22 protein-coding genes and 1 tRNA gene are annotated in these 24,301 nt (G+C 71.8%); 11 read left to right on the top strand and 12 right to left on the bottom strand.

Features of this window, described 5'->3' with window-relative positions; all coding sequences use genetic code 11:
* The first annotated feature begins 4 nt into the window (after positions 1-4).
* The gene (locus ACFQ9Z_RS13055) at positions 5-757 is read left to right on the top strand and encodes a class E sortase (protein ID WP_383015413.1); all 753 of its coding nucleotides are present in this window, start codon (positions 5-7) and stop codon (positions 755-757) included.
* Positions 758-858: 101 nt separating this feature from the next.
* Here the strand turns inward: ACFQ9Z_RS13055 and pknB are convergent, their stop codons facing one another.
* From pknB to ACFQ9Z_RS13025, 6 genes are all read right to left on the bottom strand, one after another.
* The gene (pknB, locus tag ACFQ9Z_RS13050; RefSeq protein ID WP_383015410.1) at positions 859-2,868 is read right to left on the bottom strand and encodes a Stk1 family PASTA domain-containing Ser/Thr kinase; all 2,010 of its coding nucleotides are present in this window, start codon (positions 2,866-2,868) and stop codon (positions 859-861) included.
* A 173-nt stretch (positions 2,869-3,041) separates the two neighbouring features.
* Positions 3,042-4,520: a penicillin-binding transpeptidase domain-containing protein gene (locus ACFQ9Z_RS13045; RefSeq protein WP_383015407.1), complete on the bottom strand. Its 1,479-nt coding sequence runs from the start codon at positions 4,518-4,520 to the stop codon at positions 3,042-3,044.
* Entirely contained in the window at positions 4,517-5,968 is a 1,452-nt protein-coding gene (locus tag ACFQ9Z_RS13040) for an FtsW/RodA/SpoVE family cell cycle protein (RefSeq protein WP_383015404.1), read from the bottom strand. The genes ACFQ9Z_RS13045 and ACFQ9Z_RS13040 overlap by 4 nt, the downstream gene beginning before the upstream one ends.
* A gap of 27 nt (positions 5,969-5,995) precedes the next feature.
* On the bottom strand, positions 5,996-7,534 hold the full coding sequence (locus tag ACFQ9Z_RS13035; RefSeq protein WP_383015401.1) for a Stp1/IreP family PP2C-type Ser/Thr phosphatase: 1,539 nt from the start codon (positions 7,532-7,534) through the stop codon (positions 5,996-5,998).
* A gap of 132 nt (positions 7,535-7,666) precedes the next feature.
* A complete protein-coding gene (locus ACFQ9Z_RS13030; protein WP_143630155.1) occupies positions 7,667-8,182 on the bottom strand; it encodes an FHA domain-containing protein in 516 nt (171 codons plus the stop codon).
* 10 nt (positions 8,183-8,192) lie between these two features.
* Positions 8,193-9,044 (bottom strand): FhaA domain-containing protein, encoded by an 852-nt coding sequence (locus tag ACFQ9Z_RS13025; protein WP_383015397.1) that lies wholly within the window; start codon positions 9,042-9,044, stop codon positions 8,193-8,195.
* 405 nt (positions 9,045-9,449) lie between these two features.
* On the opposite strand from ACFQ9Z_RS13025, the gene ACFQ9Z_RS13020 reads away from it, so the two are divergent.
* From ACFQ9Z_RS13020 to ACFQ9Z_RS13000, 5 genes are all read left to right on the top strand, one after another.
* A tRNA-Leu gene (locus ACFQ9Z_RS13020) sits at positions 9,450-9,533 on the top strand.
* A 214-nt stretch (positions 9,534-9,747) separates the two neighbouring features.
* Positions 9,748-11,175, top strand: coding sequence for a DUF2252 domain-containing protein (locus ACFQ9Z_RS13015; protein WP_383015394.1), 1,428 nt, complete (start codon positions 9,748-9,750; stop codon positions 11,173-11,175).
* A 13-nt stretch (positions 11,176-11,188) separates the two neighbouring features.
* Positions 11,189-11,521, top strand: coding sequence for a hypothetical protein (locus tag ACFQ9Z_RS13010; RefSeq protein WP_383015390.1), 333 nt, complete (start codon positions 11,189-11,191; stop codon positions 11,519-11,521).
* A 180-nt stretch (positions 11,522-11,701) separates the two neighbouring features.
* The gene (locus tag ACFQ9Z_RS13005) at positions 11,702-12,514 is read left to right on the top strand and encodes a hypothetical protein (protein ID WP_383015387.1); all 813 of its coding nucleotides are present in this window, start codon (positions 11,702-11,704) and stop codon (positions 12,512-12,514) included.
* Between the two features lie 30 nt (positions 12,515-12,544).
* Positions 12,545-12,892, top strand: a complete 348-nt coding sequence (locus ACFQ9Z_RS13000) for a rhodanese-like domain-containing protein (protein ID WP_383015384.1) — start codon at positions 12,545-12,547, stop codon at positions 12,890-12,892.
* 129 nt (positions 12,893-13,021) lie between these two features.
* On the opposite strand, the gene ACFQ9Z_RS12995 is transcribed toward ACFQ9Z_RS13000, so the two are convergent.
* The 5 genes from ACFQ9Z_RS12995 to paaA are packed head-to-tail and all read right to left on the bottom strand — an operon-like array spanning position 13,022 to position 16,623.
* Positions 13,022-14,086: a 2Fe-2S iron-sulfur cluster-binding protein gene (locus tag ACFQ9Z_RS12995; protein WP_383015381.1), complete on the bottom strand. Its 1,065-nt coding sequence runs from the start codon at positions 14,084-14,086 to the stop codon at positions 13,022-13,024.
* On the bottom strand, positions 14,086-14,610 hold the full coding sequence (gene paaD, locus ACFQ9Z_RS12990; protein ID WP_383015378.1) for a 1,2-phenylacetyl-CoA epoxidase subunit PaaD: 525 nt from the start codon (positions 14,608-14,610) through the stop codon (positions 14,086-14,088). The genes ACFQ9Z_RS12995 and paaD overlap by 1 nt, the downstream gene beginning before the upstream one ends.
* Entirely contained in the window at positions 14,604-15,323 is a 720-nt protein-coding gene (paaC, locus tag ACFQ9Z_RS12985) for a 1,2-phenylacetyl-CoA epoxidase subunit PaaC (RefSeq protein WP_383015375.1), read from the bottom strand. The genes paaD and paaC overlap by 7 nt, the downstream gene beginning before the upstream one ends.
* On the bottom strand, positions 15,320-15,607 hold the full coding sequence (gene paaB / locus ACFQ9Z_RS12980) for a 1,2-phenylacetyl-CoA epoxidase subunit PaaB (protein ID WP_143630135.1): 288 nt from the start codon (positions 15,605-15,607) through the stop codon (positions 15,320-15,322). The genes paaC and paaB overlap by 4 nt, the downstream gene beginning before the upstream one ends.
* Positions 15,604-16,623 carry a 1,2-phenylacetyl-CoA epoxidase subunit PaaA gene (gene paaA / locus ACFQ9Z_RS12975; protein ID WP_383015370.1) on the bottom strand — a complete coding sequence of 340 codons (1,020 nt, stop codon included), beginning with the start codon at positions 16,621-16,623 and terminating at the stop codon, positions 15,604-15,606. Before paaA ends, paaB begins: the two co-directional genes overlap by 4 nt.
* 974 nt (positions 16,624-17,597) lie before the next feature.
* Here paaA and ACFQ9Z_RS12970 point away from each other — a divergent pair.
* From ACFQ9Z_RS12970 to ACFQ9Z_RS12960, 3 genes are read left to right on the top strand one after another with little or no spacing between them, the layout of a single operon-like run.
* Positions 17,598-18,266 carry a DUF5819 family protein gene (locus tag ACFQ9Z_RS12970; RefSeq protein ID WP_383015829.1) on the top strand — a complete coding sequence of 223 codons (669 nt, stop codon included), beginning with the start codon at positions 17,598-17,600 and terminating at the stop codon, positions 18,264-18,266.
* Positions 18,263-19,534 (top strand): HTTM domain-containing protein, encoded by a 1,272-nt coding sequence (locus ACFQ9Z_RS12965; protein WP_383015367.1) that lies wholly within the window; start codon positions 18,263-18,265, stop codon positions 19,532-19,534. The genes ACFQ9Z_RS12970 and ACFQ9Z_RS12965 overlap by 4 nt, the downstream gene beginning before the upstream one ends.
* Entirely contained in the window at positions 19,531-20,298 is a 768-nt protein-coding gene (locus ACFQ9Z_RS12960) for a TrmH family RNA methyltransferase (RefSeq protein ID WP_383015364.1), read from the top strand. Before ACFQ9Z_RS12965 ends, ACFQ9Z_RS12960 begins: the two co-directional genes overlap by 4 nt.
* A 3-nt stretch (positions 20,299-20,301) precedes the next feature.
* Here the strand turns inward: ACFQ9Z_RS12960 and paaN are convergent, their stop codons facing one another.
* Positions 20,302-22,008: a phenylacetic acid degradation protein PaaN gene (paaN, locus tag ACFQ9Z_RS12955; RefSeq protein ID WP_383015361.1), complete on the bottom strand. Its 1,707-nt coding sequence runs from the start codon at positions 22,006-22,008 to the stop codon at positions 20,302-20,304.
* A gap of 160 nt (positions 22,009-22,168) precedes the next feature.
* On the opposite strand from paaN, the gene ACFQ9Z_RS12950 reads away from it, so the two are divergent.
* Together ACFQ9Z_RS12950 and ACFQ9Z_RS12945 are read left to right on the top strand one after the other, a co-directional pair.
* Positions 22,169-23,683, top strand: a complete 1,515-nt coding sequence (locus ACFQ9Z_RS12950) for a 3-hydroxyacyl-CoA dehydrogenase (RefSeq protein WP_383015358.1) — start codon at positions 22,169-22,171, stop codon at positions 23,681-23,683.
* The gene (locus ACFQ9Z_RS12945) at positions 23,680-24,267 is read left to right on the top strand and encodes a TetR/AcrR family transcriptional regulator (protein WP_383015355.1); all 588 of its coding nucleotides are present in this window, start codon (positions 23,680-23,682) and stop codon (positions 24,265-24,267) included. The genes ACFQ9Z_RS12950 and ACFQ9Z_RS12945 overlap by 4 nt, the downstream gene beginning before the upstream one ends.
* The last annotated feature ends 34 nt before the right edge of the window (positions 24,268-24,301 follow it).

Raw genomic sequence — 24,301 nt, 5'->3', positions numbered from 1 at the left:
GACTGTGGCAGCCACCGCCGACGACACCGAAGACCACACGGACGCGTCCGGCGCGACGCCCGTCCGAAGCCGCCGCGGCCCCGGCCGGGCAGCGCTGGCGGTCAGCTTCTTCGGGGAACTGCTCATCACCGCGGGCGTGGTGATGGGGCTGTTCGTCGTCTACTCGCTGTGGTGGACCAACGTCATAGCGGACCGTAAGGCGGACCGGCAGGCCGACCGGGTCCGCGACCACTGGGCCCAGTCCACCGACACCGGTCCCGGCGCGCTGGACACCAAGGACGGCATCGGCTTCCTGCACGTCCCGGCGATGCGCAACGGCGCGGTCCTGGTGGAGAAGGGCACCGACGAGGACGTCCTCGACGACGGCGTGGCCGGCTACTACACGGACCCCGTCAAGGCCGTCCTGCCCACCACCGGGAAGAAGGGCAACTTCACCCTCGCCGCCCACCGGGACGGCCACGGCGCGAAGTTCCACAACATCGACAAGCTGAAGGACGGCGACCCGATCGTCTTCGAGACGAAGGACGACTGGTACGTCTACAAGGTCTACTCGATCCTCCCGGAGACCTCGAAGTACAACGTCCAGGTCCTCTCCCAGGTCCCCGAGGAGTCCGGTAAGAAGAAGCCGGGCCACTACATCACGCTGACCACCTGCACCCCCGTCTACACCTCCCGCTACCGGTACGTGGTGTGGGGCGAACTGGTCCGCGTGGACAAGGTGAACAGCGAGCGGACGCCGCCGGCGGAACTGCGCTGAGGCGACCGGCCTCCTTCGAGGGGACCGGTCGCCGTGAGGACCGGGAACGAGTGAGCCCCTGCCGGACTGTTCCGGCAGGGGCTCACTCGTCGTGTGGGGCCTCAGCCTCCGGCACCGCCGAAGAAGTTGGGGCCGCCGTTGTTTCCGCCGGCGTTGTTGCCGTTCTGGGCGCCGCCGACGGTGACCAGGTCGACGCTCGAACCGCGCTGGACCGTGGTGCCCTGGCCCGGGTTCACCGTGAAGACGATCGCGTTGTCGTCCTGCGAGGGGGTGACGTTGCCCACCTTCAGGCCCTTCTGCTCGATCAGATTCCTGGCGTCCTTGAGCTTCATGCCCTGCACGTTCGGGACCTGCACCTGCTGGTTCTGCACCTTGCCGACGTTGATCGCCACCGGGGTGTTCTTGGCGACCTCGCTGCCCGCCGCCGGGGTGGTCGAGAGGACCTTGCCGTCGTCGTCGGGGTTGTCGGTGGGGGTGTCGTTGCAGGTTCCGTTGGGGGCGAGGCCCTTGGACTGCAGTTCGGCCTTGGCCTCGTCACAGGTCTTGCCGGTGACGTCCGGGACCGCGATCTTCTCCTCTGGCTTGGCCACCGTGAGGGTGATCGTGGTGCCCTTCTGCCGGCTGGTGCCGCCCTGCGGGTCCTGGTCGGTGACCACGCCGGGCGTCCGGTCGGAGACCTCGGTCTTCTTCTCGACCTGGAATCCCTTCTTCTTCAGCTGGGACTCGGCCTCGTCGTACTGGATGCCGAGCACGTCCGGGACGGTGACCTTTGGGGCGCCCGTGGACACCACCAGCTTGATGGTGTCGCCCTTCTTGACGTCCGTGCCCGCCGTCGGGTACTGCGAGCAGACGTTGCCCTTCGGCTGGTTGTCGCAGGGCTTGCGCGTGGGCGCGGCCAGTTGCAGACCCCGGTTCTCGGCCATCTTCTGGGCGGTGCCGTAGCTGTTGCCGACGAAGGTCGGGGCGCCGAACGTGTCGCCCTCGCCGTCGTGGCCGCTGAAGATGTACTGCCCGATCAGGATCGCGCCCACCAGCACCAGAATGCCCGCGACGACCAGGAGGATCGTCGAGGAGTTGTTCTTCTTCTGCTGGCGGCGGCGGTCCGGGCGGTCGTCGTAGCCGTAGCCGCCGTCGTCGGGGTTCATCGGCGGGAGCATGGTGGTCGCACCCGCCCCCGCGTCCGAGCGCAGCGCGGTCGTCGGCTGTTCGTCGTGGTAGCCGCCGTAGCCCGCGGCGCCCACCGCGCCCATCGCGGCCGTCGCCGCGACCGGCTGGCCGTCGAGGCAGGCCTCGATGTCGGCGCGCATCTCGTCGGCCGACTGGTAGCGGTAGTTGGGGTCCTTGACCAGTGCCTTCAGGACGATGGCGTCCATCTCGGGCGTGATCTCGGGGTCGAAGACCGAGGGGGCCTGCGGCTCCTCGCGCACGTGCTGGTACGCCACGGCCACGGGGGAGTCGCCGACGAAGGGCGGCCGGACGGTCAGCAGCTCGTAGAGGAGGCAGCCCGTCGAATACAGGTCGGAGCGGGCGTCGACCTGCTCGCCCTTGGCCTGCTCCGGCGAGAGGTACTGGGCCGTGCCGATGACCGCCGCGGTCTGGGTCATGGTCATACCGGAGTCGCCCATGGCGCGGGCGATGCCGAAGTCCATCACCTTGACCTGGCCGTTGCGGGTCAGCATGACGTTGGCCGGCTTGATGTCGCGGTGGACGATGCCGCTGCGGTGGGCGTACTCCAGGCCCTGGAGGATGCCGATGGTCATCTCCATGGACCGCTCCGGCAGCAGCTTGCGGCCTGAGTGGAGGAGTTCACGGAGCGTGGAGCCGTCGACGTACTCCATGACGATGTACGGGATCGAGACCCCGTCGATGTAGTCCTCGCCCGTGTCGTAGACCGCGACGATCGCGGGATGGTTGAGCGAGGCGGCCGACTGGGCCTCCCGGCGGAACCGGGCCTGGAAGGACGGATCGCGCGCGAGGTCCGCGCGCAGCGTCTTCACCGCCACCGTGCGGCCGAGGCGGGTGTCATGCGCGAGGTAGACCTCCGCCATGCCACCACGGCCGAGCACCTGGCCCAGTTCGTACCGGCCGCCGAGGCGACGCGGCTCTTCCATAGCTACCTACCAGCCCTCTCCGTCGGTCCCGGCCACGCACATGTCGTGTGCGGCCGGAGGCTGCCGTCCGGGCCTACCGTACCCGGCTCGCTCCGTGTGCCCTGGCCAAGCCCGGAACCCGATACAGGACCGGTATCGCAACGTGCAACGATGTGGAGGGGACGTGAGCGAGTTCACTTCTTGGAGTTGATGACCGCCTCCATGACGCTCTTCGCGATCGGGGCGGCCAGGCCGCCACCGGAGATGTCGTCACGGTTGGCGTTCTCGTCCTCGACCACCACGGCGACGGCGACCGGGGAACTGTTGTCGCTGAGCTTGGCGTAGGAGATGAACCACGCGTAGGGGTTCGCGCTGTTCGCCACGCCGTGCTGGGCGGTACCGGTCTTGCCGCCGACGGTCACTCCGCCGCCGATCTGCGCCCGCTGACCCGTACCGCTCTTGACGACCGTCTCCATCATCGACTGCAGGATCTGGGCGTTCTGCGGGGACAGCGGCCGGCTCAGCTCCTCCGGGTCGGTCTTGGCGACCGGGTCGAGGTTGGAGGACTGCAGCTCGTCCACCATGTACGGCTTCATCAGCTTGCCGTCGTTGGCGACGGCCGAGGCGACCATGGCCATCTGCAGCGGGGTGGCCGCGGTGTTGAACTGGCCGATGGAGGACAGCGCCGTCTGCGAGGGGTTCATGTTGTCGGAGAACACCGAGGCGCTGGAGCGGACCGGGGTGAACTGCTCGGCGTCGAAGCCGAACTTCTTCGCCTCCTCCAGCATCTTGTCGTTGCCGAGGTCGGCGCCGATCTTGCCGAAGACGGTGTTGCAGGACACTCGCAGCGCTTCGCGCATGTTGGCGTCCTTGCAGGGGATGTTGCCCTCGTTCTTCAGCTCGGTGGTGGTGCCCTTCATGATGTAGGGCAGCGGGGAGTCGGTCTTCTCGTCGGCCGACTTGTACAGCCCGTTCTCCAGCGCGGCCGCCGCGGTGACCACCTTGAAGGTGGAGCCGGGCGGGTAGGTCTCGCGCAGCGCCCGGTTGAGCGCCGGGTCGGCCGGGTTGTTCTTCTTCAGGATCTTGTTCCAGGCCTTGGAGTCCTTGTCCGTGTTGCCCGCGAAGCTCGAGGGGTCGTACGACGGGTAGGAAGCCAGTGCGAGGATCTTGCCGGTGGAGGGCTCGAGGGCCACCACGGCGCCCTTGCCGCCCTGGGAGCTCAGACCGCTGTACGCGGCCTTCTGCGCGGCGGCGTTGAGCGTGGTGACGACGTTGCCGCCCTGCTGGTCCTTGCCGGTGATCATGTCGAGGGTCTTGCGGAAGAACAGCCGGTCGTCGTTGCCGGTGAGGATGCCGTCCTCGATGTTCTCCAGCTGGGTGGCGCCGAAGGCCTGCGAGGAGTACCCGGTGACGGGAGCCCACATGGCCCCGTTCTTGTAGGTGCGCTTGTACTTGAAGTCGCCGCTCTTGGCCTCGACCGAGCCCGTTATGGGGTCGCCGTCGACGATGATGTCGCCGCGCGGGTTGGCGTACCGCTCGATGGTGACGCGGCGGTTGGCCGTGTCGGTGCGCAGCTGGTCGGCCTTGACGTACTGGAGCCAGTTGTCTCGGATCAGCAGGGCCAGGACGAGCAGGCCGCAGAAGATCGCGATCCGGCGCAGGGGTTTGTTCATGACGGGCGGACCACCTGGGTCATCTCGGCGTCGGGGTTGGCGGCGGGGGCGGGCGCCGGGCGGCGGGCGGTGTCGCTGATGCGGATCAGGATGGCGATCAGCGCCCAGTTGGCCAGCACGGAGGAACCGCCGGAGGCCAGGAACGGCATGGTCATACCGGTCAGCGGGATGAGCCCCATGACACCGCCGGCCACGACGAACACCTGGAGCGCGAAGGCGCCGGACAGGCCGACGGCGAGCAGCTTGCCGAACGGGTCGCGGGCGGCGAGGGCGGTGCGGATGCCGCGCTCCACGATCAGGCCGTAGATCAGCAGGATCGCCATGACGCCCGCGAGGCCCAGTTCCTCGCCGAAGGTGGCGAGGACGAAGTCGGAGTTGGCGGCGAACTTGATCAGGTCGGAGTGGCCCTGACCCCAGCCGGTGCCGAGGGTGCCGCCGGAGCCGAACGCCCACAGGGACTGCTGGAGCTGGTCGGAGTGGAGGATGCCGTCATGGGTGATCTGGCGGCTGAGCCGGTACTCGCCCATCGGGTTGAGCCATGCCTGGACACGCGTCTGGATGTGCGGTTCGAAGCTCGCCACACCGACGGCGCCGGCCGCGGACATCAGCAGACCGAAGACGATCCAGCTCGTCCGCTCGGTGGCGACGTACAGCATGATCACGAACATGCCGAAGAACAGCAGCGAGGTGCCGAGGTCGGTCTCGAAGACGAGGATGAGGATCGAGATCGCCCAGACGACGAGGATCGGGCCGAGGTCGCGGCCGCGCGGCAGGTAGAGGCCCATGAAGCGGCGGCTGGCGAGGGCCAGGGCGTCGCGTTTGACCATCAGGTAGCCGGCGAAGAAGACGGCGAGGACGATCTTCGCGAACTCACCGGGCTGGAGCGAGCCCAGGCCGGGGATGCGGATCCAGATCTTCGCGCCGTAGATGTTGGCGCCGAGGCCCGGGATCAGCGGCAGGATCAGCAGGACCAGGGCGCAGAACATCGAGATGTAGGTGTAGCGCTGAAGGACGCGGTGGTCCTTCAGGAAGAACAGCACGGCGGCGAACAGGGCGATGCCCAACGCGGTGTAGAGCAGCTGGCGGGGTGCGGACGGCGAGAAGCCGCGCAGCGACTGCAGCAGCTTGGACTGGTCCAGCCGCCAGATGACCACCAGACCCAGCCCGTTCAGCAGGGTGGCGAGCGGCAGCAGCAGCGGGTCGGCGTAGGCGGCGAACTTCCGCACCACGACGTGGGCGATGCCGGCCAGCAGACCGAGGCCCAGGCCGTAGCCGAGCAGGCCGGCCGGGACCGAACCGTCGATGGCCAGGCCCACGTTGGCGTAGGCGAACACCGGGATGATCACGGCGAAGACCAGCAGGGCCAGCTCGGTGTTGCGACGGCTGGGTGCGCCGATGGCGCCGATCGTGGACGTGTGGTGCGTCGGCGTATTCGAAGTACTGCTCATCGTGTGACAGGGCCTCTCACGGCGTGCTTACTGCTTGCCGCACTGATCGACGACCTTCTGCTCATTCTCGGAGAGGCTCGGGCCGGGGCTGGGCGTGGCGGTCGGGGACTTCGAGGGGGACGTCGGGGACTTCGACGACGCCGAGGGGTTCGGCGTGGGTGACGCCTTGGACGTGAAGGAGGCCTGGTTGGTTCCCGTGGTGCCTCCCGCCTCGCCCGCGCCGGTCTTGGCGTTCTTCTCGGTCGCGGCGGCCGCGCGTTCGGCCTGCTTGCGGCAGGCGGAGGCCTGCACGGACAGGGAGTCGATCTTCGCCCGGGCCTGGTCGAGGCCGCCTGCCGTGATCGTGTTCTTGACCTGCTTCTGCTGGTAGGGCGGCAGGTACTTGAGTTCGATCTCGGGGTGGTCCTTCTCCACCTTGGACAGCGACACCCAGGCCAGGTCCTGGCTGATGCCGCGGTACAGGGCGACGTGCTCGCCGTTGGTGCCGACGTAGTACTGGGTCTGCGTCCAGCGGTAGCCGCCGTACAGGCCGCCGCCGACGACGGCGAGGGCGAGGACGCTGTACAGCGATCTCTTCAGCCACCTGCGGTTCTTGCGCGGCTTGGTGAAGTCGTCGTCCGTGTAGTCCCCGTAGCCGTCGGCGGGGGCGTAGCCGGTGGTGTCGCCGGAGCCGGGCGGGCCGAACTCGCCGCCGCCACCGGGGTGGCCCTGGCGGCCGAGGTGGGAGGCGCGGCCGGCGGGGGTCTGCATGATCCCGTTGTCGTGCAGGTGGTGCTGGTTCTCGGCGACGGCGCCGACCACGACCGGGGTGTCGGACAGCTGTCCGGCGAGGGTGTCGCCGGTGTCCAGGTCGAGGACGTCGGCGACGATGACGGTGATGTTGTCCGGGCCGCCGCCGCGCAGCGCGAGCTGGATCAGCTCCTGCACGGTCTCCTGCGGGCCCTGGTAGCTGGCGAGGGTCTCCTCCATCGTCTGGTGGGAGACGACGCCGGACAGGCCGTCGGAGCAGATCAGGTAGCGGTCGCCGGCCCGGACCTCGCGGATGGACAGGTCGGGCTCGACGTGGTCGCCGCTGCCGAGGGCGCGCATCAGCAGGGAGCGCTGCGGGTGGGTGGTGGCCTCTTCCTCGGTGATCCGGCCCTCGTCGACGAGCCGCTGCACCCAGGTGTGGTCCTGGGTGATCTGGGAGAGCACGCCGTCGCGCAGCAGGTACGCGCGCGAGTCGCCGACGTGTACGAGGCCGAGCCGCTGCCCGGTCCACAGCAGGGCGGTGAGCGTGGTGCCCATGCCCTCGAGCTGGGGGTCCTCCTCGACCATGCCGCGAAGCTGGTCGTTGGCGCGCTGCACGGCGTGGCTGAGGGAGGTGAGGATGTCGGAGCCGGGCACGTCGTCGTCGAGCGTGACCAGGGTGGAGATGACTTCGGAGGAGGCGACCTCGCCGGCCGCCTGGCCGCCCATGCCGTCGGCGATCGCGAGCAGGCGCGGGCCGGCGTAACCGGAGTCCTCGTTGCCCTCCCGGATCATGCCCTTGTGCGATCCGGCGGCGAAGCGCAGTGACAGACTCATGCGCACCTCGCCAGTCGGCTCCGGGTACAGCCGGTCGTGTCGAGCCACACTGCCCACCCTCCGGTCGGGAGCGCGCCGGGGACCGGGGTGCGGCCTGCCGCTGCGTGCTCGCTCCGCTCGCTCATTGTCGTACTACTTCCGCAGCTCGATGACGGTTTTGCCGATGCGGATCGGCGCGCCCAGCGGGATCGGCGTGGGAGTCGTCAGCCGGGACCGGTCCAGGTAGGTGCCGTTGGTGGAGCCGAGATCCTCGACGATCCACTGGCCGTCGCGGTCCGGGTAGATCCTGGCATGGCGGCTGGAGGCGTAGTCGTCGTCCAGCACGATCGTGGAGTCGTGCGCCCGGCCCAGGGTGATGGTCTGGCCCTGCAGCGCGACGGTGGTGCCGGTGAGGGTGCCCTCGGACACGACCAGCTTGGTGGGCGCGTTGCGGCCGCGCCGGCCGCCGCTCTGCTGGCCGCGCTGCTGCGGAGGCGCGGACTGCTGCCGGGCGGCCTGCTGCGGCCGTGCCGCCTCCCTGCGCGCTCCGCGCTGGGTGACGCGTGTACCGAACAGGTCACTCCGGATGACCTGCACGGCCACGATCACGAACAGCCACAGTACGGCCAGGAAACCCAGCCGCATGACCGTGAGGGTCAGCTCTGACATTGCCCCCGCTTCACCCTTCGGCTTGCCGGTAAATGATGGTGGTGCTGCCCACGACGATCCGCGAGCCGTCGCGGAGCGTAGCGCGGGTGGTGTGCTGCCCGTCCACCACGATGCCGTTGGTGGAGCCGAGATCCTGGATCGTCGAGGGCGTTCCGGTCCGGATCTCGCAGTGCCGGCGGGAGACGCCGGGGTCGTCGATCCGCACGTCGGCCTCGGTGCTGCGGCCCAGCACCAGGGTCGGGCGGGAGATCTGGTGGCGGCTGCCGTTGATCTCGATCCAGTAGCGGGTGCGCCCGCCGCTCATGGGTGCGGCCGCCGGCCGCTGGGTGGCGGGCTGGGGGTAACCGTAGCCGCCGGGGCGGGTGCCGGGCGGCGGCGCGGACGGCATGGGGGGCGCTCCGGCGGAAGCGGCGGGCGGGTAGCCGTAGCCGCTCTGGGCGGGGCCGGGGCGTCCGGCGGGCGGGGCGGAGGGCGCCTGCTGGCTGCTGGAGGAGGCCAGGGTGCGGCTGCGCACCCGGTACAGGCCGGTGTCCAGGTCGTCGGCCTTCTCCAGGTTGACCTTGATCGGGCCCATGAAGGTGTAGCGCTGCTGCTTGGCGTAGTCGCGCACCATGCCGGCCAGCTCGTCGCCGAGTTGCCCGGAGTAGGGGCTGAGGCGCTCGTGGTCCGGCGCGCTCAGTTCCACGATGAAGTCGTTGGGCACGACCGTGCGGTCGCGGTTCCAGATGGTGGCGTTGTTGTCGCACTCACGCTGGAGCGCGCCGGCGATCTCCACGGGCTGGACCTCGGACTTGAAGACCTTGGCGAAGGTGCCGTTGACCAGACCTTCGAGACGCTGCTCGAACTTCTTCAGGACTCCCATGGGGCACCTCCTCCGTCGCTGCCGATATGCCTTGCCCTGCTCTGTGCCTGTTGCGGGCCGCTGTTCCGCCCGTACTGCTCACTGATCGTATCTACGCGTCCGGCAATCAGCCGGTTCCCCCAGCGGCTCCTCTTCGAACTCCTACAGGCAAGGATCGTAGAGGCGGGCCAGGACCAGTGTCCCGCACCCGGCTGTGGACCCGGGCCGCCTCCTGGGGAGATGGCCGGGACCGGTACGAGGTTGATACGTGAACAGGTCTTCCCCGAGACGCGGTCGGCGCCTGCCTCCTCCCTACCCGGCCGGGCGGCAGGTAAGGGATGTGAACCCACCCCGTACGACGTGCTAATGTTCTGGATGTCGGAAGGGGCCAGCCCGAAAGGGCCGAAGCCGGAAGACACACCCAATGCGCGGGTGGCGGAATAGGCAGACGCGCTGGATTCAGGTTCCAGTGCCCGCAAGGGCGTGGGGGTTCAACTCCCCCCTCGCGCACACAGAGGCTACGGGCTCATCGTGAAAACGGTGGGCCCGTAGTCGTTTTGGCGTTCCCTCCGCTGTGAGGAAGCTCTCAGGGTGTGGCGGTCCTCCGGGGGAGGGGTTTTTCCACAGGCTTCCGGTTGTCCCCAGGGTCTGACGCGTCTCGGTCGACGGCTGTACGGTCTGCACGAGTTGATGTTCGAGGGTGCGGGCGGGGGAGGCGGTCCTGGTGACGGGAACCGGTGTGGAGACGGCGGAGCGGGCGGGGCCGGTGTCGCGGCTGCCGCGGGTGAGCGGGTTCGCCCAGTGGCCGGCGCACGGTTCGCCGAAGAAGCAGGGGAAGGCGCTGCGAGCCGCCGTCCCGCGTGACGCGCACCGCGTGCTCGACTCCGGCGCCGGCCGCCCGGACGCGGTCACCGCGGTGACGGAGTCCAACGCCGGCCGCCTCCCCGAACTGACCCCGATACGCGTGGGCAGGATGGCGGCCACCCCGTTCGCGTTCCTGCGCGGCTCCGCCGGGCTCATGGCGTACGACCTGGCGCGTACCCCGACGACCGGGATCGGCGCCCAGATATGCGGTGACGCGCACGCGGCCAACTTCGGCCTGTACGGCGACGCCCGCGGCCGCCTGGTCATCGACCTCAACGACTTCGACGAGACGGTGCACGGTCCCTGGGAGTGGGATCTGAAGCGGCTCGCCGCCTCGCTGGTGCTGGCCGGCCGTGAGGCGGGCGCCGACGAGGACACCTGCCGGGAGGCCGCCCGGGACGCGGTGGGCGCCTACCGGCGCACCATGCGGCTGCTGGCCCGGCTGCCCGTGCTGGACGCCTGGAACGCCATCGCGGACGAGGAACTGGTCTCCCACAGCGACGCCCACGACCTGCTCGGCACGCTGGAGCGGGTCTCGGAGAAGGCGCGCGCCAACACCAGCGGCAGGTTCGCGGCCAGGTCGACGGAGGAGACGGAGGACGGCGGACGGCGCTTCGTCGACGCGCCGCCGGTGCTGCGCCGGGTCCCGGACGCCGAGGCGGCCACGGTGGCCGCCGCGCTCGGGCCGTACGTGTCCACGCTCGCCGAGGACCGGCTGCCGCTGCTGGCCCGGCACGCGGTGCACGACGTGGCCTTCCGGGTGGTCGGCACCGGCAGTGTGGGCACCCGCTCGTACGTGGTCCTGCTGCTGGACCACCGCGGGGAGCCGCTGGTGCTCCAGGTGAAGGAGGCCCGTCCGTCGGCGCTCGTCCCGCATCTGGCCGCGGCCGGCTTCCGGGCGCCGGTGGTGGAGCACGAGGGACGCCGGGTGGTCCTGGGGCAGAAGCGTATGCAGGTGGTCAGCGACATCCTGCTCGGCTGGACGACGGTCGACGGGCGGCCGTTCCAGGTGCGCCAGTTCCGCAACCGCAAGGGCAGCGTCGACCCGGCCGCGCTCGCCGCCGACCAGATCGACGACTACGGCCGCATGACCGGCGCCCTGCTGGCCCGGGCGCACGCCCACAGCGCGGACCCGCGGCTGATCGCCGGCTACTGCGGCAAGAACGAGGAACTGGACGAGGCGATCGCCGCCTTCGCCGTCGCCTACGCCGACCGCACGGAGGCGGACCACGGGGAACTGGTGGCGGGGGTGCGCGCGGGGCGGATCGCGGCCGAGACCGGGGTGTGACGGGGGTGGCGCGGTGAGGTACGTCGAGCTGGGCGGCGGCGAGGGGCAGGAGGGGTTCGCCGATCCCCGGCCCTGCCTGGAGCGGTTGCCCGCGCTCGCGGCGGAACCCCCGCCGGGCGCCCGCGCGTTCGCCACCGGCCCCGGGCACTACGACTTCGGCGGCAGACGCTGTGTGAAGGACCTGCTGCCGTCCCGGGGGCGCCGCCACGGCGGCGGGGATGCCGAGGTCCGCTTCCGGCACGACTGCCTCGAGCACGACGAGGACCTCCTCGTGCGCCACACCGGGGTTTCCCGCTTCCAGTCCGAGGTCCTGGGCGGCTGCGACCCCGCCTCCCCCGCGAAGTGATCCTCGACGAGATACTTCCGGGCCCGTCCGGCCGCACCCACGAGCCTGCCTGCCGGCCGGGCACGCTGGTGGTCGCCTGCCGGGACCTGGTGGCCGAGTGGGTACCGGCCGACCGCCCCGACGCGGTGCCGCACGCGCGAACCGGGGCGCCGGATTCCGGCCGTGGCCTACGCTGGGCGTGTGACGACCCCGGAAGCTGAGCAGTCCCAGGCACCGCGGCCCGAGGAACGGCTGGAAAAGGCCGTGCGGGCAGCCGAGCAGGCGTTGATCGAGTACGAGATCGCCGTGGAGACCTTCCGCGTCGAGGTCGAGAACTTCTCCCGGCTGCACGACCAGAAGCTCGGCCCGCTCTATCTGCGCATCGAGCACCTGGACGCGGAGATCGCCGAGGCGAGGGCGGCCCGCACCGGGGACCCGGAGGACATCCGCCGGGCCGAGGAGGCCCGGGCGCATGTGCTGCCGATCCCCGGGGTCGAGGAGCTGATGCACGGCTGGATGGACGGCCACGGCCTGTTCCCCGAGGCCGCCGCCATGCTCACGGAGCAGGCGGTGCGTCCTCCCGCGCGGGTTCGGCCCAGCGAGGAGGCCCGCAAGCTCTACCGCGAGCTGGCCCGCAAGGCCCACCCCGACCTCGCCCAGGAGGAAGAGGAGCAGCAGCGGCGCGAGGAGTTCATCAGCCGCGTCAACGCCGCCTACGCCCGTGGCGACGAGGCGCTGCTCAGGGAGCTGGCCGAGGAGTGGGCGGCGGGCCCGGTGCCGCCCGAGCGCCGGCCGAGCCACGCCGACGAGCTGTACGCCCGGCTGGAATGGCTCTCCCAGCGCAAGGAGCTGCTCACGCTGGTCGCCCGCGAACTCGAGGACGGCGCCATCGCCGGCATGCTGCGGCTGGCCCCGGACGACCCCGACGGACTGCTCGACGAGATCGCCGGCCGGCTGCGCGCCGACATCGAGCAGCGGGAGACGGAGCTGGCCGCCCTGCTGGCCCAGGGCTGACACGGCCGCCCTTCCGGTAGCGTCGGGGGCATGAGTTTTGGAGCTGGGGTGCCCACCGTCGGGGTCACCGACCTCAAGGACGACGACTTCCTGCTGGACGTCCGCGAGGACGAGGAGTGGCAGGCCGGTCACGCCGAAGGCGCGCTGCACATCCCCATGAGCGAGTTCGTGGCCCGCTACGGCGAGCTGACCGAGGCCGCCCCGCAGGACGGCCGGGTGCATGTGATCTGCCGGTCCGGGGGGCGTTCGGCACAGGTCGCCATGTACCTGATCCAGCAGGGCGTCGACGCGGTGAACGTCGACGGCGGCATGCAGGTGTGGCAGGCCGCGGGCCGTCCGGTGGTCACCGACGCCGGGGCGCCGGGCGCCGTCGTCTGAGCCACGGCGGCCGGTCCCCGGCCGGTCGGCCGGATTCCCGTGGCCCGGCCCGGCCGGCCTGAGCGGGTCGGGCCGGGCGGTGGGGCTTCGGGCCGTTTTCGCGGGCTTTTCGCCGTCCCGGTCGGGAAGTCAGCGGTCGAAGTCCAGCTCCACCTTCTCCGTCAGCGGGTGCGACTGGCAGGCCAGCACATAACCGGCTTCGGTCTCCTCCGCCTCCAGGGCGAAGTTGCGGTCCATGCGGACCTCGCCCGTGACCAGGAAGGCCCGGCAGGTTCCGCACACCCCGCCCTTGCAGGCGTAGGGCGCGTCGGGGCGGTTGCGCAGCACGGTGTCCAGCAGGGACTCGCCGTCCTGCACCGGCCAGGTGCCGCCGCGCCCGTCGAGCCGGGCGGTGACGGTGCTGTGCGCGGGCGCCGGCGCGGCGGCCGACGGGGCCGACCCCCCGTCCACGTGGAAGATCTCCTGGTGGATCCGGGAGCGGTCCACGCCCAGCTCGCGCAGCGCGCGCTCCGCGCCGTCGACCAGCCCGTAGGGCCCGCACAGGAACCAGCCCGCCACGCGCTGAACGGGCAGCAGCGCGGGCAGCAGTCCCGTCAGCCGCTCCCGGTCGAGCCGGCCGGACGGCAGGCCCGCCTGCTGCTCCTCCCGGGAGAGGGCGGTGACCAGTTGCAGCCGCTGCGGGTAGCGGTCCTTCAGGTCGGCGACCTCCTCGAGGAACATCGTCGAGGCGGCCGTGCGGTCCCCGCGTATCAGACAGAACCGGGCCTCCGGCTCACGCGCCAGCAGCGTGGCGACGATCGACAGCACCGGGGTGATGCCGCTGCCGCCGACGACCGCCGCGTACAGGCCCGGCGCCGGTTCCAGGGTGAAGCGCCCGGCGGGGGTCATCACCTCCAGCTCGTCCCCGACGCCGATCTCCTTCAGCGCGTACGTGGAGAAGGCGCCGCCCTCGACGAGGCGCACCCCCACCCGCAGTGTGCTCGGACCCTCTCCGGCCGGGTCGGGGGCCGGGGAGCAGATCGAGTACGTCCGCCGGATCTCGGTGCCGTCCGTGCGCCGCCGCAGGGCGAGGTGCTGGCCGGGCGCGTGCCGGTACTCCTCGCGCAGCTCCGGCGGGACGGTGAGGGTGAGGGCGACGGAGTCGTCGGTGAGCCGGTCGACCGCGGCCACCGGGAGCGGGTGGAAGCGCGCCATCACAACTCCTTGAAGTGGTCGAACGGTTCGCGGCAGGACAGGCAGCGGCGCAGCGCCTTGCACGCGGTGGAGGAGAACCGGCTCAGCAGCTCGGTGTCGGCGCAGCCGCAGTGCGGGCAGCGGACGGGGTCGCCGTCCTCCGCGGTCCTCGTCGGGCCGAGGGCCAGCGCCACCGGGCCGGGTTCACGGGTCGTGCGTGGGGGAGCGATGCCGAACTCCCGCAGTTTGCGGCGGCCTTCGGCGGTGATGTCGTCGGTCGTCCAGGCGGGGCTGAGTACGGTGCGGACGGTGACGTCGCGTATGCCGTGGGCACGCAGTACCCGCTCGATGTCCAGGCCCATCGCCTCGATGGCGGGGCAGCCGGTGTAGGTCGGGGTGAGCTCGACCTCGGCCGTGTCGGCGCCGCGCAGGTGCACCGCGCGTACGACGCCCAGGTCCTGGAGGGTGAGCACGGGCAGTTCCGGGTCGGGCACCGATCCGGCCAGCTCCAGCAGTTCCGCCTCCAGCGCGGTGGCCGTCACCACGACGCCCCCGGGTGGCTGCGGTGCAGGTGCTGCATCTCGGCCAGCATCCGCCCGAACGGCTCGGTGTGCAGGCCCTGCCGGCCGGCGCCCGCCGACCAGGCGCCGGTGCGCGACCCCTCGGGCACGGTCAGGGTGGCCCGCTCCAGTACGTCCGTCACGGAGCGCAGCCAGACCTGCTCCAGGGCCGCCCAGTCGGCGTCCAGCCCTTCGACCGGCTGGAACATCTCGCCGGTGAACCGCCACAGCGCGTCGCACGCGTGCCGCATCCGCTCGTGGCTGTCGTCGGTGCCGTCGCCGAGCCGCAGGGTCCACTGCTCGGCGTGGTCGCGGTGGTAGGCGACCTCCTTGACCGCCTTCGCGGCCAGCGGCGCGAACGGGCCGGTGGAGGCGGCGAGTTCGCCGTAGAGCAGGTGCTGGTAGGTGGAGAAGTAGAGCTGGCGGGCGATGGTGTGGGCGAAGTCGCCGTTCGGCTGCTCGACGAGCTGGAGGTTGCGGAAGGCCCGCTCCTCGCGCAGGTAGGCGAGTTCGTCCTCGTCGCCTGCCATCGACAGCAGCACGCGGGCCTGGCCGAGCAGGTCGAGCGCGATGTTGGCGAGGGCGACCTCCTCCTCCAGGACGGGGGCGTGCCCGGCCCACTCCCCCAGGCGGTGGGAGAGCACCAGCGCGTCGTCGCCGAGGGCGAGCGCGGCGGTCACGGGGACGGTGGCGGTCACAGGTGCTTCACCCCTTCCGGGATCTCGTAGAAGGTCGGGTGCCGGTAGGGCTTGTCGGCGGCCGGCTCGAAGAACGGGTCCTTCTCGTCGGGGGAGGACGCGGTGACCGCGGCGGCCGGCACGACCCAGATCGAGACGCCCTCGCCGCGCCGGGTGTACAGGTCGCGCGCGTTGCGCAGGGCCAGTTCGGCGTCGGGCGCGTGCAGGCTGCCGGCGTGGGTGTGGGAGAGGCCGCGGCGGGAGCGCACGAAGACCTCCCACAGGGGCCAGTCGGTGTCGGTCATCCTCGTGTCTCTCCCGTCCCGCCGGTGCTGCCGGTGTGCTTGGCCGCGTACGCCGCGGCCGCCTCGCGCACCCATGCGCCCTCGTCGTGGGCGCGCCTGCGCTGGGTGATGCGCTGTTCGTTGCAGGGTCCGTCGCCCTTGAGGACCGCCCAGAACTCCGTCCAGTCGATGGCGCCGAAGTCGTGCTGACCCCGCTCCTCGTTCCAGCGCAGGTCCGGGTCCGGGAGGGTGAGGCCGAGGGATTCGGCCTGGGGCACGCAGATGTCGACGAAGCGCTGGCGCAGTTCGTCGTTGGAGTGGCGCTTGATCTTCCACTCCATGGACTGGGCCGAGTGCTGGGACGCGTCGTCGGGCGGGCCGAACATCATCAGCGAGGGCCACCACCAGCGGTCCACCGCGTCCTGCGCCATGGCGTGCTGTTCGGGGGTGCCGTTGCTGAGGGCCATCAGCAGTTCGTAGCCCTGCCGCTGGTGGAAGGACTCCTCCTTGCAGATGCGCACCATCGCGCGGGCGTAGGGCCCGTAGGAGCAGCGGCACAGCGGGACCTGGTTGGTGATGGCGGCGCCGTCCACCAGCCACCCGATGGCGCCGACGTCGGCCCAGGTCAGAGTGGGGTAGTTGAAGATCGAGGAGTACTTCTGGCGGCCGCTGTGCAGTTTGTCGAGGAGTTCGTCGCGGCTGGTGCCGAGGGTCTCGGCCGCGCTGTAGAGGTACAGCCCGTGCCCGGCCTCGTCCTGGACCTTGGCCATCAGGATCGCCTTGCGGCGCAGCGAGGGCGCCCGGGTGATCCAGTTGGCCTCCGGCTGCATGCCGATGATCTCGGAGTGCGCGTGCTGGGCGATCTGCCGGACGAGCGTCGCGCGGTACGCGTCGGGCATCCAGTCGCGGGGCTCGATGCGTTCGTCGGCGGCCACCGCCGCGTCGAAGGCGTGCTGGTACTCCGCCGGGTCTCCGGCGGTGTCCGGTGTGCCGTCGGCGTTCGTGCGTGCCGTGCGCTGCGCGGCTGCTGTGGCCATGCGGTCCCCCTGACCTCGGGCTCTGCTGCGGACACTGTCCCGACCGATCGTTCGGTCCGTGCGCATCAATGGTGTGCCGGGCCGCTGCCGCTGTCAACCGCTGTGGAGAACCCCGCGAGCGGCCCGCAGGCCGCCCGCCGGTCGGTGACGGCCGGCCCCTCCGGGCGAGGCCGGTCCGGCCGGGCAGGGGCCACCCGTCACGGCCCGTGCGGTGGCGGACGGCCGGTCGCGCCGCATGGGCGGAACAAGGACGGACGCCGTCCCGGGGGACGAGGTGGCGCCGGCCACGGCCGCCGGTGGTTCCCCGGGGCTGCGCCCGGTGGGCGCGGCTGAGTACCGTTCCGTGCGGGCGCCGAGCAGTGGCGCCCGTGAACCACGCGGCGCCTGTGACGGGCGGCCGTACGACGTCGGCGGAAATCGGGGATCGGGGCGGAATGGACGCGTACGACGAGGACTCGCACAACCGGCGGGGGCCGGACGGGTCGAAGGGGGCGCGTCTCCCGGAGAGCGGCACGGACGGGCAGGGGCCGCCCGACACCGGCGTGGTGGGGAGCAGCGGGCCGTCGGCCGGTGGGGCGGACGGCCAGGAACCGCCGACCAGCGGCACGGCGGGGACCGACTCCTCGGCCGCGGCCTCGGAGGGGAGCGAACCCTCGGCCGCGGTCGCGGACCAGGGCGGGGACGGGTCTTCGGCCGCGGGCGGGGACGCGGGTGACCAGCCGGCCGAGGGCACGAATGTGAACGAGCAGCCGGCCGCGGGCGCGGATGCGAACGAGCCGTCGGCCGCGGGTACAGATGCGAACGAATCGCAGGCAAGGGGAGCGGACGCCGAGGAGTCGACGGCCGAGGGTGCGGACGCGAACGTGTCGTCGGCCTCGGGCGCGGATGCGGGTGAGCCGGCGACCGCCGGCGCGGACCTGACCGAAGCGGGCGTCCCGGGGGCGGACCGCGCGGCCGGTGGCGCCGGGGCGGCGGTGGGCCCGCCCGCCCAGCCCCGTACAGGTGTCGCCGCCCTTTCCCCCCGCTACCAGGTCGGAGCGGCGGTGGCGCTCGCGGCCGTCGCCGTCGCCGCCTGTGTGCACCTGGGCATGGTGTTCCTGAGCCTCGCGCCCGCGAACACGGTGACCAAGCAGCACGGCAAGGCGATAGAGGACTGGGTCTACCCGGAGTTCGAACAGAACTGGAAGCTCTTCGCCCCCAATCCGCTGCAGCAGAACATAGCCGTGCAGGTCCGCGCCGAGGTGCGGACGAAGGACGGTGATCTGCGCACCACCGGCTGGCGGGACCTCTCGGCGCGCGACGGCGCCGCGATCGACGGGAACCTGGTGCCGAGCCACACCCAGCAGAACGAGCTGCGCCGCGCCTGGGACTTCCTCGCCGCCACGCACGGCACCGACAACCGGCCGGTGGGCCTGCGCGGCGCGCTGTCCGAGACCTACATGCGCCGGATCGTGGTGATGCGCCTGTACCGGGAGGACGCGATCGGCCTGCAGGGCGTCGTCCAGCGCGTACAGGTCCGCTCCCGGACCACGAATGTGCGGCCTCCCGTGTGGAGCCGTGAACAGTTCTCCGGCAAGCCCGTCTACCGGGTGCTGCCGTGGTGGACGGTGACCGCCGACGAGGCCTCCGGAGGTGTGGCGTGAACGCCCCGTCCCTGACGCTTTCGCGGGGCATCGCCCGCGTCACCGAGTCGGCGCTCGGCCCGTACCAGAGCGCCGTGATCCGTATCGGCTTCTCCGGCACCTGGCTGCTCTTCCTGCTGCGCGAGTTCCCGCACCGCCGGGAGATGTACGGCCCCGACGGCCCCTGGAGCTGGGACCTCGGCCGGCAGCTCACCGACGAGAACCACGCCTTCACCGCCCTGAGGTGGTCCGGCGCGGGAGCCTGGTTCGAGATCTTCTACCTGCTGGCGATCCTCGCCACCGTGGCGCTGCTGCTCGGCTGGCGCACCCGGACCGCCTCCGTGCTCTTCATGGTGGGAGTGCTGTCGCTGCAGAACCGCAGCGTCTTCATGGGCGACGGCGGCGACAACGTCCTGCACCTGATGGCCTTCTACCTGGTGTTCACCCGCTGCGCCCAGGTGTGGTCGCTGGACGCGCGGAGGGCGGCCCGCGAGGCGGCGGCACGCGCGCGCGGGGAGCGGGCGCGTCCCGACCGGCTGGGGCCCGTGCTGTGGACGGTGCTGGGCCTGGTGCTCGCCGGGGTGACGCTGGCGGGCCGGCTGTACGACAACGGCTGGCTGGTGCCCTCGCTGCTGTGGACGGTGTGGGCCGCGCTCGGCCTGTGGGCGCTGGTGCGGCGCAGGGCCCGGTCCGAGGAGCCCCGCATCCTGCTGGACGTGATCGCCAACGTCCTGCACAACGGCGCCCTGTTCGTGATCATGGCGGAGGCCTGTCTGATCTACGCGACGGCCGGCTGGTACAAGATCCAGGGCTCGCGCTGGCAGGACGGCACCGCCGTCTACTACCCGCTCCACCTGGACTACTTCTCGCCCTGGCCGGCCCTGGCCGACCTGATGTCCTCCAGCGGCACGATCATGATGGCCGTCACCTACGGCACCGTCATGGTGCAGGTCGCCTTCCCGTTCACCCTGTTCAACCGGCGGGTGAAGAACGTCCTGCTGGTGCTGATGATGCTCGAGCACGCGGTGATCGCGGTCGTCCTGGGGCTGCCGTTCTTCTCGCTGGCGATGATCACGGCGGACGCCGTCTTCCTGCCGACGTCCGTCCTGCTGCTGCTCGGCGGCTGGGCGGCACGCGCCCGTGGGCGGCTGGTACGGCGCGGCCGGGACGCGAACCCCGTGCTGCCGGCGCCGCGCGCCTCCGCGGAGGGCGAGCCGGGCTCGTCCGGGCAGAGCGCGCCGGGCCCGTCCGGGGAGCGTGCCCCGGGACGCGTAGGGTTCGGCGCATGACCGATCCCCTGGCCCGCTGGCGTGCGAGCGCCGGCACCGCCGTGCTGCTGGACGGCTTCCACGCCCTCAAGCACGCGCTGCGCTTCGGTGCCCCGGTCCCCGTGGCGGTCACCACCGACCGCGGGGCGGCGCTCGCGCTCGCCGAGGAGCTGGCCGGGGATGTCAGGGGCGCCCTGGACGAGCTGCTGACCGAGGTGCCAGAGGCGACGTACGCCTCGCTCGTGCCACGGCCCCACCCGACCGGGGTGGCGGCGCTGGCCGTGCGGCCGTCCCGTGAGGCGAACCTGCACGCACTCGCCCGCATGCCCCGCGAGGCGCCCGTCGTGGTCCTCGACAACCCGCGCAACCTGGGCAACGCCGGCGCCGTGATCCGGCTGGCCGCCGGTTTCGGGGCGACCGGGGTCGTCACCACGGGCACCCTCGACCCCTGGCACCCCACCGTGGTGCGCGGCGGTGCGGGGCTGCACTTCGCGACGGCCGTGGAGCGGCTCGGCGCCGGCGAGCTGCCCGCGGGACCGCTGTTCGCCCTCGACCCGGAGGGCGAGGACATCCGGGGCGTCTCGCTGCCCGACGACGCCGTGCTGGCCTTCGGCTCGGAGCGCAGCGGGCTGTCCGCCGAGGTGCGCGGGCGGGCCGACCACCTGCTGGCGCTGCCGATGCGCCCCCAGGTCTCCAGCTACAACCTGGCCACCAGCGTGGCCATGACGCTCTACCACTGGAGCGCCACCGGGGGCGCGGCCACGGCGCCCCCGGGCGGCCACTGACTCCTAGGCCTCCCGGCGCACCTCGACCACCCGGAAGCGGCTGGCCACGAACGCGCCGTCGGTGAGGGCCGCGTTCGCCGCCGGGTTGCCGCCCGAACCGTGGAAGTCGGAGAAGGCGGCCGTCTGGTTCACGTAGACCCCGCCGGTCAGGTTGAGCGAGAGCTGGGCGGCCTCCTCCAGGCAGACCTCCTCGATGGCCCGCTCGGCCTCCGGGTCGGTGGTGTACGCGCCGACCGTCATGGCGCCCTTCTCGCGGACCGTGCGGCGCAGCAGCTCCACCGCGTCGGCCACCGAGTCGACCGCGACGGCGAAGGAGACGGGGCCGAAGCACTCGCTCATGTAGGGGGCCTCGTCATTCGTCCTCTCCCAGTACTTGCGGGCGCCGTCCAGCTTGACGATCACCGGCGTGCGGACCACCGCGCCCGGGAAGTCCGGGTTGGTGACCTCCCGGGAGGCCAGGGCGACCTCGCCCAGGCCGGCGGCCGCCTCCAGACGGGCCTTGACGTCCGGGTTGACGATCGCGCCCAGCAGGGCGTTCGCGCGCCCGTCGTCGCCGAGCAGGCCGTCGACGGCGCGGGCGAGGTCGGCGGTCACCTCGTCGAAGGTCCGGTGGCCCTCGTCGGTGCGGATGCCCTCGCGCGGGATCAGCAGGTTCTGCGGTGTCGTGCACATCTGGCCGCTGTACAGGGACAGCGAGAAGGCCAGGTTGGACAGCATCCCCTTGTAGTCGTCGGTGGACTCCACGACGACCGTGTTGACGCCGGCCTTCTCCGTGTAGACCTGCGCCTGGCGGGCGTTGGCCTCCAGCCAGTCGCCGAACGACGTGGACCCGGTGTAGTCGATGATGCGGATCTCCGGGCGGGTGGCGAGGGTCTTGGCGATGCCCTCGCCGGGGCGCTCGGCGGCCAGTGCCACGAGGTTCGGGTCGAAGCCGGCCTGCGTGAGCACCTCCCGCGCGATGCGCACGGTCAGCGCGAGCGGCAGCACCGCGCGCGGGTGGGGCTTGACCAGGACCGCGTTGCCGGTCGCCAGCGAGGCGAACAGGCCCGGGAAGCCGTTCCAGGTCGGGAAGGTGTTGCAGCCGATGACCAGGCCGATGCCGCGCGGGACCGGCGTGAACCGCTTGGTCAGCGCCAGCGGGTCGCGCTTGCCCTGCGGCTTCGTCCACTCGGCGGTGTCGGGCGTGCGGACCTGCTCCACGTACGCGTACGCCACTGCTTCCAGAGCGCGGTCCTGGGCGTGCGGGCCGCCCGCCTGGAACGCCATCAGGAAGGCCTGCCCGCTGGTGTGCATGACCGCGTGCGCGAACTCGTGCGTCCGGTCGCTGATCCGCTTGAGGATCTCCAGGCAGACGACCGCCCGCGTCTCGGCGCCCGCGTCCCGCCAGGCGCGTTGTCCGGCCCTCATCGCCGGCAGCAGCACGTCGAGGTCCACGTGCGGGTAGGTCACGCCGAGCTCGATGCCGTACGGGGAGACCTCGCCGCCCACCCAGTCGTCCGTGCCGGGCTGGCCGAGGTCGAGACGGGTGCCGAGGACGGCGTCGAAGGCGGCCTTGCCCGCCGCCGCGTCCAGGCTGCCCAGCTCGCCGTAGGCCTTGGGGTGCTCGGGGTGCGGGGACCAGTACGCGCGCGTGCGGATCGCTTCCAGGGCCTGGTCGAGAGTGGGCCGGTGCCTGGCGATCAGGTCGTGCGCGGTCAGTTCGGCGGCCATGCGGGACCAACTCCTCGTCTCAGGAACTCTTCGTCGAGTTCATGACCTGGGCGGAAACAGAGGCAGGAACGGGCGGACAGGGCTAGAGTAACCGAACGATCGGTCGGGACAAGGGGGCCTGCCGCATCTGTGGACAACCCCGTGCGGGAGGATCGCGCACATGACAGCACTCGACCTCAACAGCCCCGTGGCCGTCGTCGGCACCGGCACCATGGGCCAGGGCATCGCCCAGGTCGCGCTGGTGGCCGGCCACCCCGTGCGGCTCTACGACACCCTGCCCGGGCGGGCCCGGGAGGCGGCCGACGCGATCGGCGCCCGCCTCGACCGGCTCGTGGAGAAGGACCGGCTCAGCGCCGCCGAGCGGGACGCGGCCCGCGCCCGGCTCACCCCCGCGGCGAGCCTGGCCGAACTGGCCGACTGCGCGCTGGTCGTGGAGGCCGTCCTGGAACGGCTGGAGGTCAAGCAGCAGCTCTTCGGCGAGCTGGAGGACGTCGTCTCCGAGGACTGCCTGCTCGCCACCAACACCTCCTCCCTGTCGGTCACGGCGATCGGCGGCGCCCTGCGCAGCCCCGGCCGCTTCCTGGGCCTGCACTTCTTCAACCCGGCCCCGCTGCTGCCGCTGGTCGAGGTCGTCTCCGGGTTCGCCACCGACGTCACGTCGGCCACGCGCGCGTACGAGACCGCGCGTGCCTGGGGGAAGACCCCGGTGGCCTGCGCGGACACCCCCGGCTTCATCGTCAACCGCATCGCCCGGCCGTTCTACGCCGAGGCGTTCGCGGTGTACGAGGCCCAGGCCGCCGACCCCGCCACCATCGACGCGGTCCTGCGCGAGTGCGGCGGCTTCCGGATGGGCGCGTTCGAGCTGACCGACCTGATCGGGCAGGACGTCAACGAGTCCGTCACCCACTCCGTGTGGCGGTCCTTCTTCCAGGACGTCCGCTTCACGCCCTCCCTCGCCCAGCGCCGCCTCGTGGAGTCCGGCCGCCTCGGCCGCAAGGCGGGGCACGGCTGGTACGACTACGCCGAGGGCGCCGAGCGCCCCGAGCCGCACACCGCCGAGAAGCAGCAGCCGCCCGCCCACGTCACCGCCGAGGGCGGACTGGGCCCCGCCGCCGAACTGCTCGCCATGATCCGCGAGGCGGGCATCCAGGTGCGCGAGGAGGACGAGGACCACGGCACCCGCCTGGTGCTGCCGAGCGGCGGCCAGCTGGTGCTCGCCGACGGCCAGACCTCCGTGGAGTTCCGCGACGTCGTCTACTTCGACCTCGCCCTCGACTACCGCCGGGCCACCCGCGTCGCCCTGTCCGCCTCCCAGGACACCTCGCCGGCCACCCTCGCCGAGGCGACCGGCCTCTTCCAGGCGCTCGGCAAGGACGTCAGCGTCATCGGCGACGTCCCCGGCATGATCGTCGCCCGTACGGTCGCCCGGATCGTGGACCTCGCCCACGACGCCGTCGCCAAGGGCGTGGCCACCGAGGAGGACATCGACACCGCGATGCGGCTGGGCGTCAACTACCCGCTCGGCCCCTTCGAGTGGAGCCGCGGGCTGGGCCACGGCTGGGCCTACGACCTCCTGGACGACCTGCACCTGCGCGACCCCTCCGGCCGGTACGCGCCGTCCCTCGCGCTCTACCGTCACGCGTACGCCACCGACAAGCGGGAGGGCACCCCATGACCACCGCCAAGCGCGACACGTACACCCCCGAGACGCTGCTCTCGGTCGCCGTGCAGGTCTTCAACGAGCGCGGTTACGACGGCACCTCCATGGAGCACCTGTCCCGCGCCGCCGGCATCTCCAAGTCCTCGATCTACCACCACGTCAGCGGCAAGGAGGAACTGCTGCGGCGGGCCGTCAGCCGGGCGCTGGAAGGGCTGTTCGCGATCCTGGAGGAGGAGCCCGCGCGCGCGGGGCGGTCAGTCGACCGGCTGGAGCACGTCGTGCGGCGCATGGTCGAGGTGCTCATATCCGAGCTGCCGTACGTGACGCTGCTGCTGCGGGTGCGCGGCAACACCGAGACCGAGCGCTGGGCGCTGGAGCGGCGCCGCGACTTCGACCACCGGGTCGCCGGACTGCTGAAGGCGGCGGCCGCCGACGGGGACGTACGCGGCGACGTGGAGGTGCGCCTGGCCACCCGCCTGGTCTTCGGGATGATCAACTCCATCGTGGAGTGGTACCGGCCGGACGGCCGGGGCATCAGCGGCCGCGAGGTGGCCGACGCGGTGGTCCGGGTCGCCTTCTCGGGCCTGCGGCAGGTCTGAGGCCCCGTCCACCGCGGCTGCGACCGCACCCGGA

This window comes from Streptomyces sp. NPDC056580 (assembly GCF_042793175.1).
Taxonomy (GTDB): Bacteria; Actinomycetota; Actinomycetes; order Streptomycetales; family Streptomycetaceae; genus Streptomyces.
The sequence above is the reverse complement of the archived record's forward strand: the minus strand, read 5'-3'. Positions and strand labels throughout refer to the sequence as shown.

Bases quoted from the DNA above. Each gene is read 5' to 3' on its own strand.
- paaB (WP_143630135.1), bottom strand. From the start codon at position 15,607: ATGACCGACACCGACTGGCCCCTGTGGGAGGTCTTCGTGCGCTCCCGC.
- paaA (WP_383015370.1), bottom strand. From the start codon at position 16,623: ATGGCCACAGCAGCCGCGCAGCGCACGGCACGCACGAACGCCGACGGC.
- ACFQ9Z_RS12960 (WP_383015364.1), top strand. From the start codon at position 19,531: ATGACCGATCCCCTGGCCCGCTGGCGTGCGAGCGCCGGCACCGCCGTG.
- ACFQ9Z_RS13040 (WP_383015404.1), bottom strand. From the start codon at position 5,968: ATGAGCAGTACTTCGAATACGCCGACGCACCACACGTCCACGATCGGC.
- ACFQ9Z_RS13000 (WP_383015384.1), top strand. From the start codon at position 12,545: ATGAGTTTTGGAGCTGGGGTGCCCACCGTCGGGGTCACCGACCTCAAG.
- paaN (WP_383015361.1), bottom strand. From the start codon at position 22,008: ATGGCCGCCGAACTGACCGCGCACGACCTGATCGCCAGGCACCGGCCC.
- ACFQ9Z_RS12945 (WP_383015355.1), top strand. From the start codon at position 23,680: ATGACCACCGCCAAGCGCGACACGTACACCCCCGAGACGCTGCTCTCG.
- ACFQ9Z_RS13035 (WP_383015401.1), bottom strand. From the start codon at position 7,534: ATGAGTCTGTCACTGCGCTTCGCCGCCGGATCGCACAAGGGCATGATC.
- ACFQ9Z_RS13030 (WP_143630155.1), bottom strand. From the start codon at position 8,182: ATGTCAGAGCTGACCCTCACGGTCATGCGGCTGGGTTTCCTGGCCGTA.
- pknB (WP_383015410.1), bottom strand. From the start codon at position 2,868: ATGGAAGAGCCGCGTCGCCTCGGCGGCCGGTACGAACTGGGCCAGGTG.
- ACFQ9Z_RS13025 (WP_383015397.1), bottom strand. From the start codon at position 9,044: ATGGGAGTCCTGAAGAAGTTCGAGCAGCGTCTCGAAGGTCTGGTCAAC.
- ACFQ9Z_RS12995 (WP_383015381.1), bottom strand. From the start codon at position 14,086: ATGGCGCGCTTCCACCCGCTCCCGGTGGCCGCGGTCGACCGGCTCACC.
- ACFQ9Z_RS12950 (WP_383015358.1), top strand. From the start codon at position 22,169: ATGACAGCACTCGACCTCAACAGCCCCGTGGCCGTCGTCGGCACCGGC.
- ACFQ9Z_RS13045 (WP_383015407.1), bottom strand. From the start codon at position 4,520: ATGAACAAACCCCTGCGCCGGATCGCGATCTTCTGCGGCCTGCTCGTC.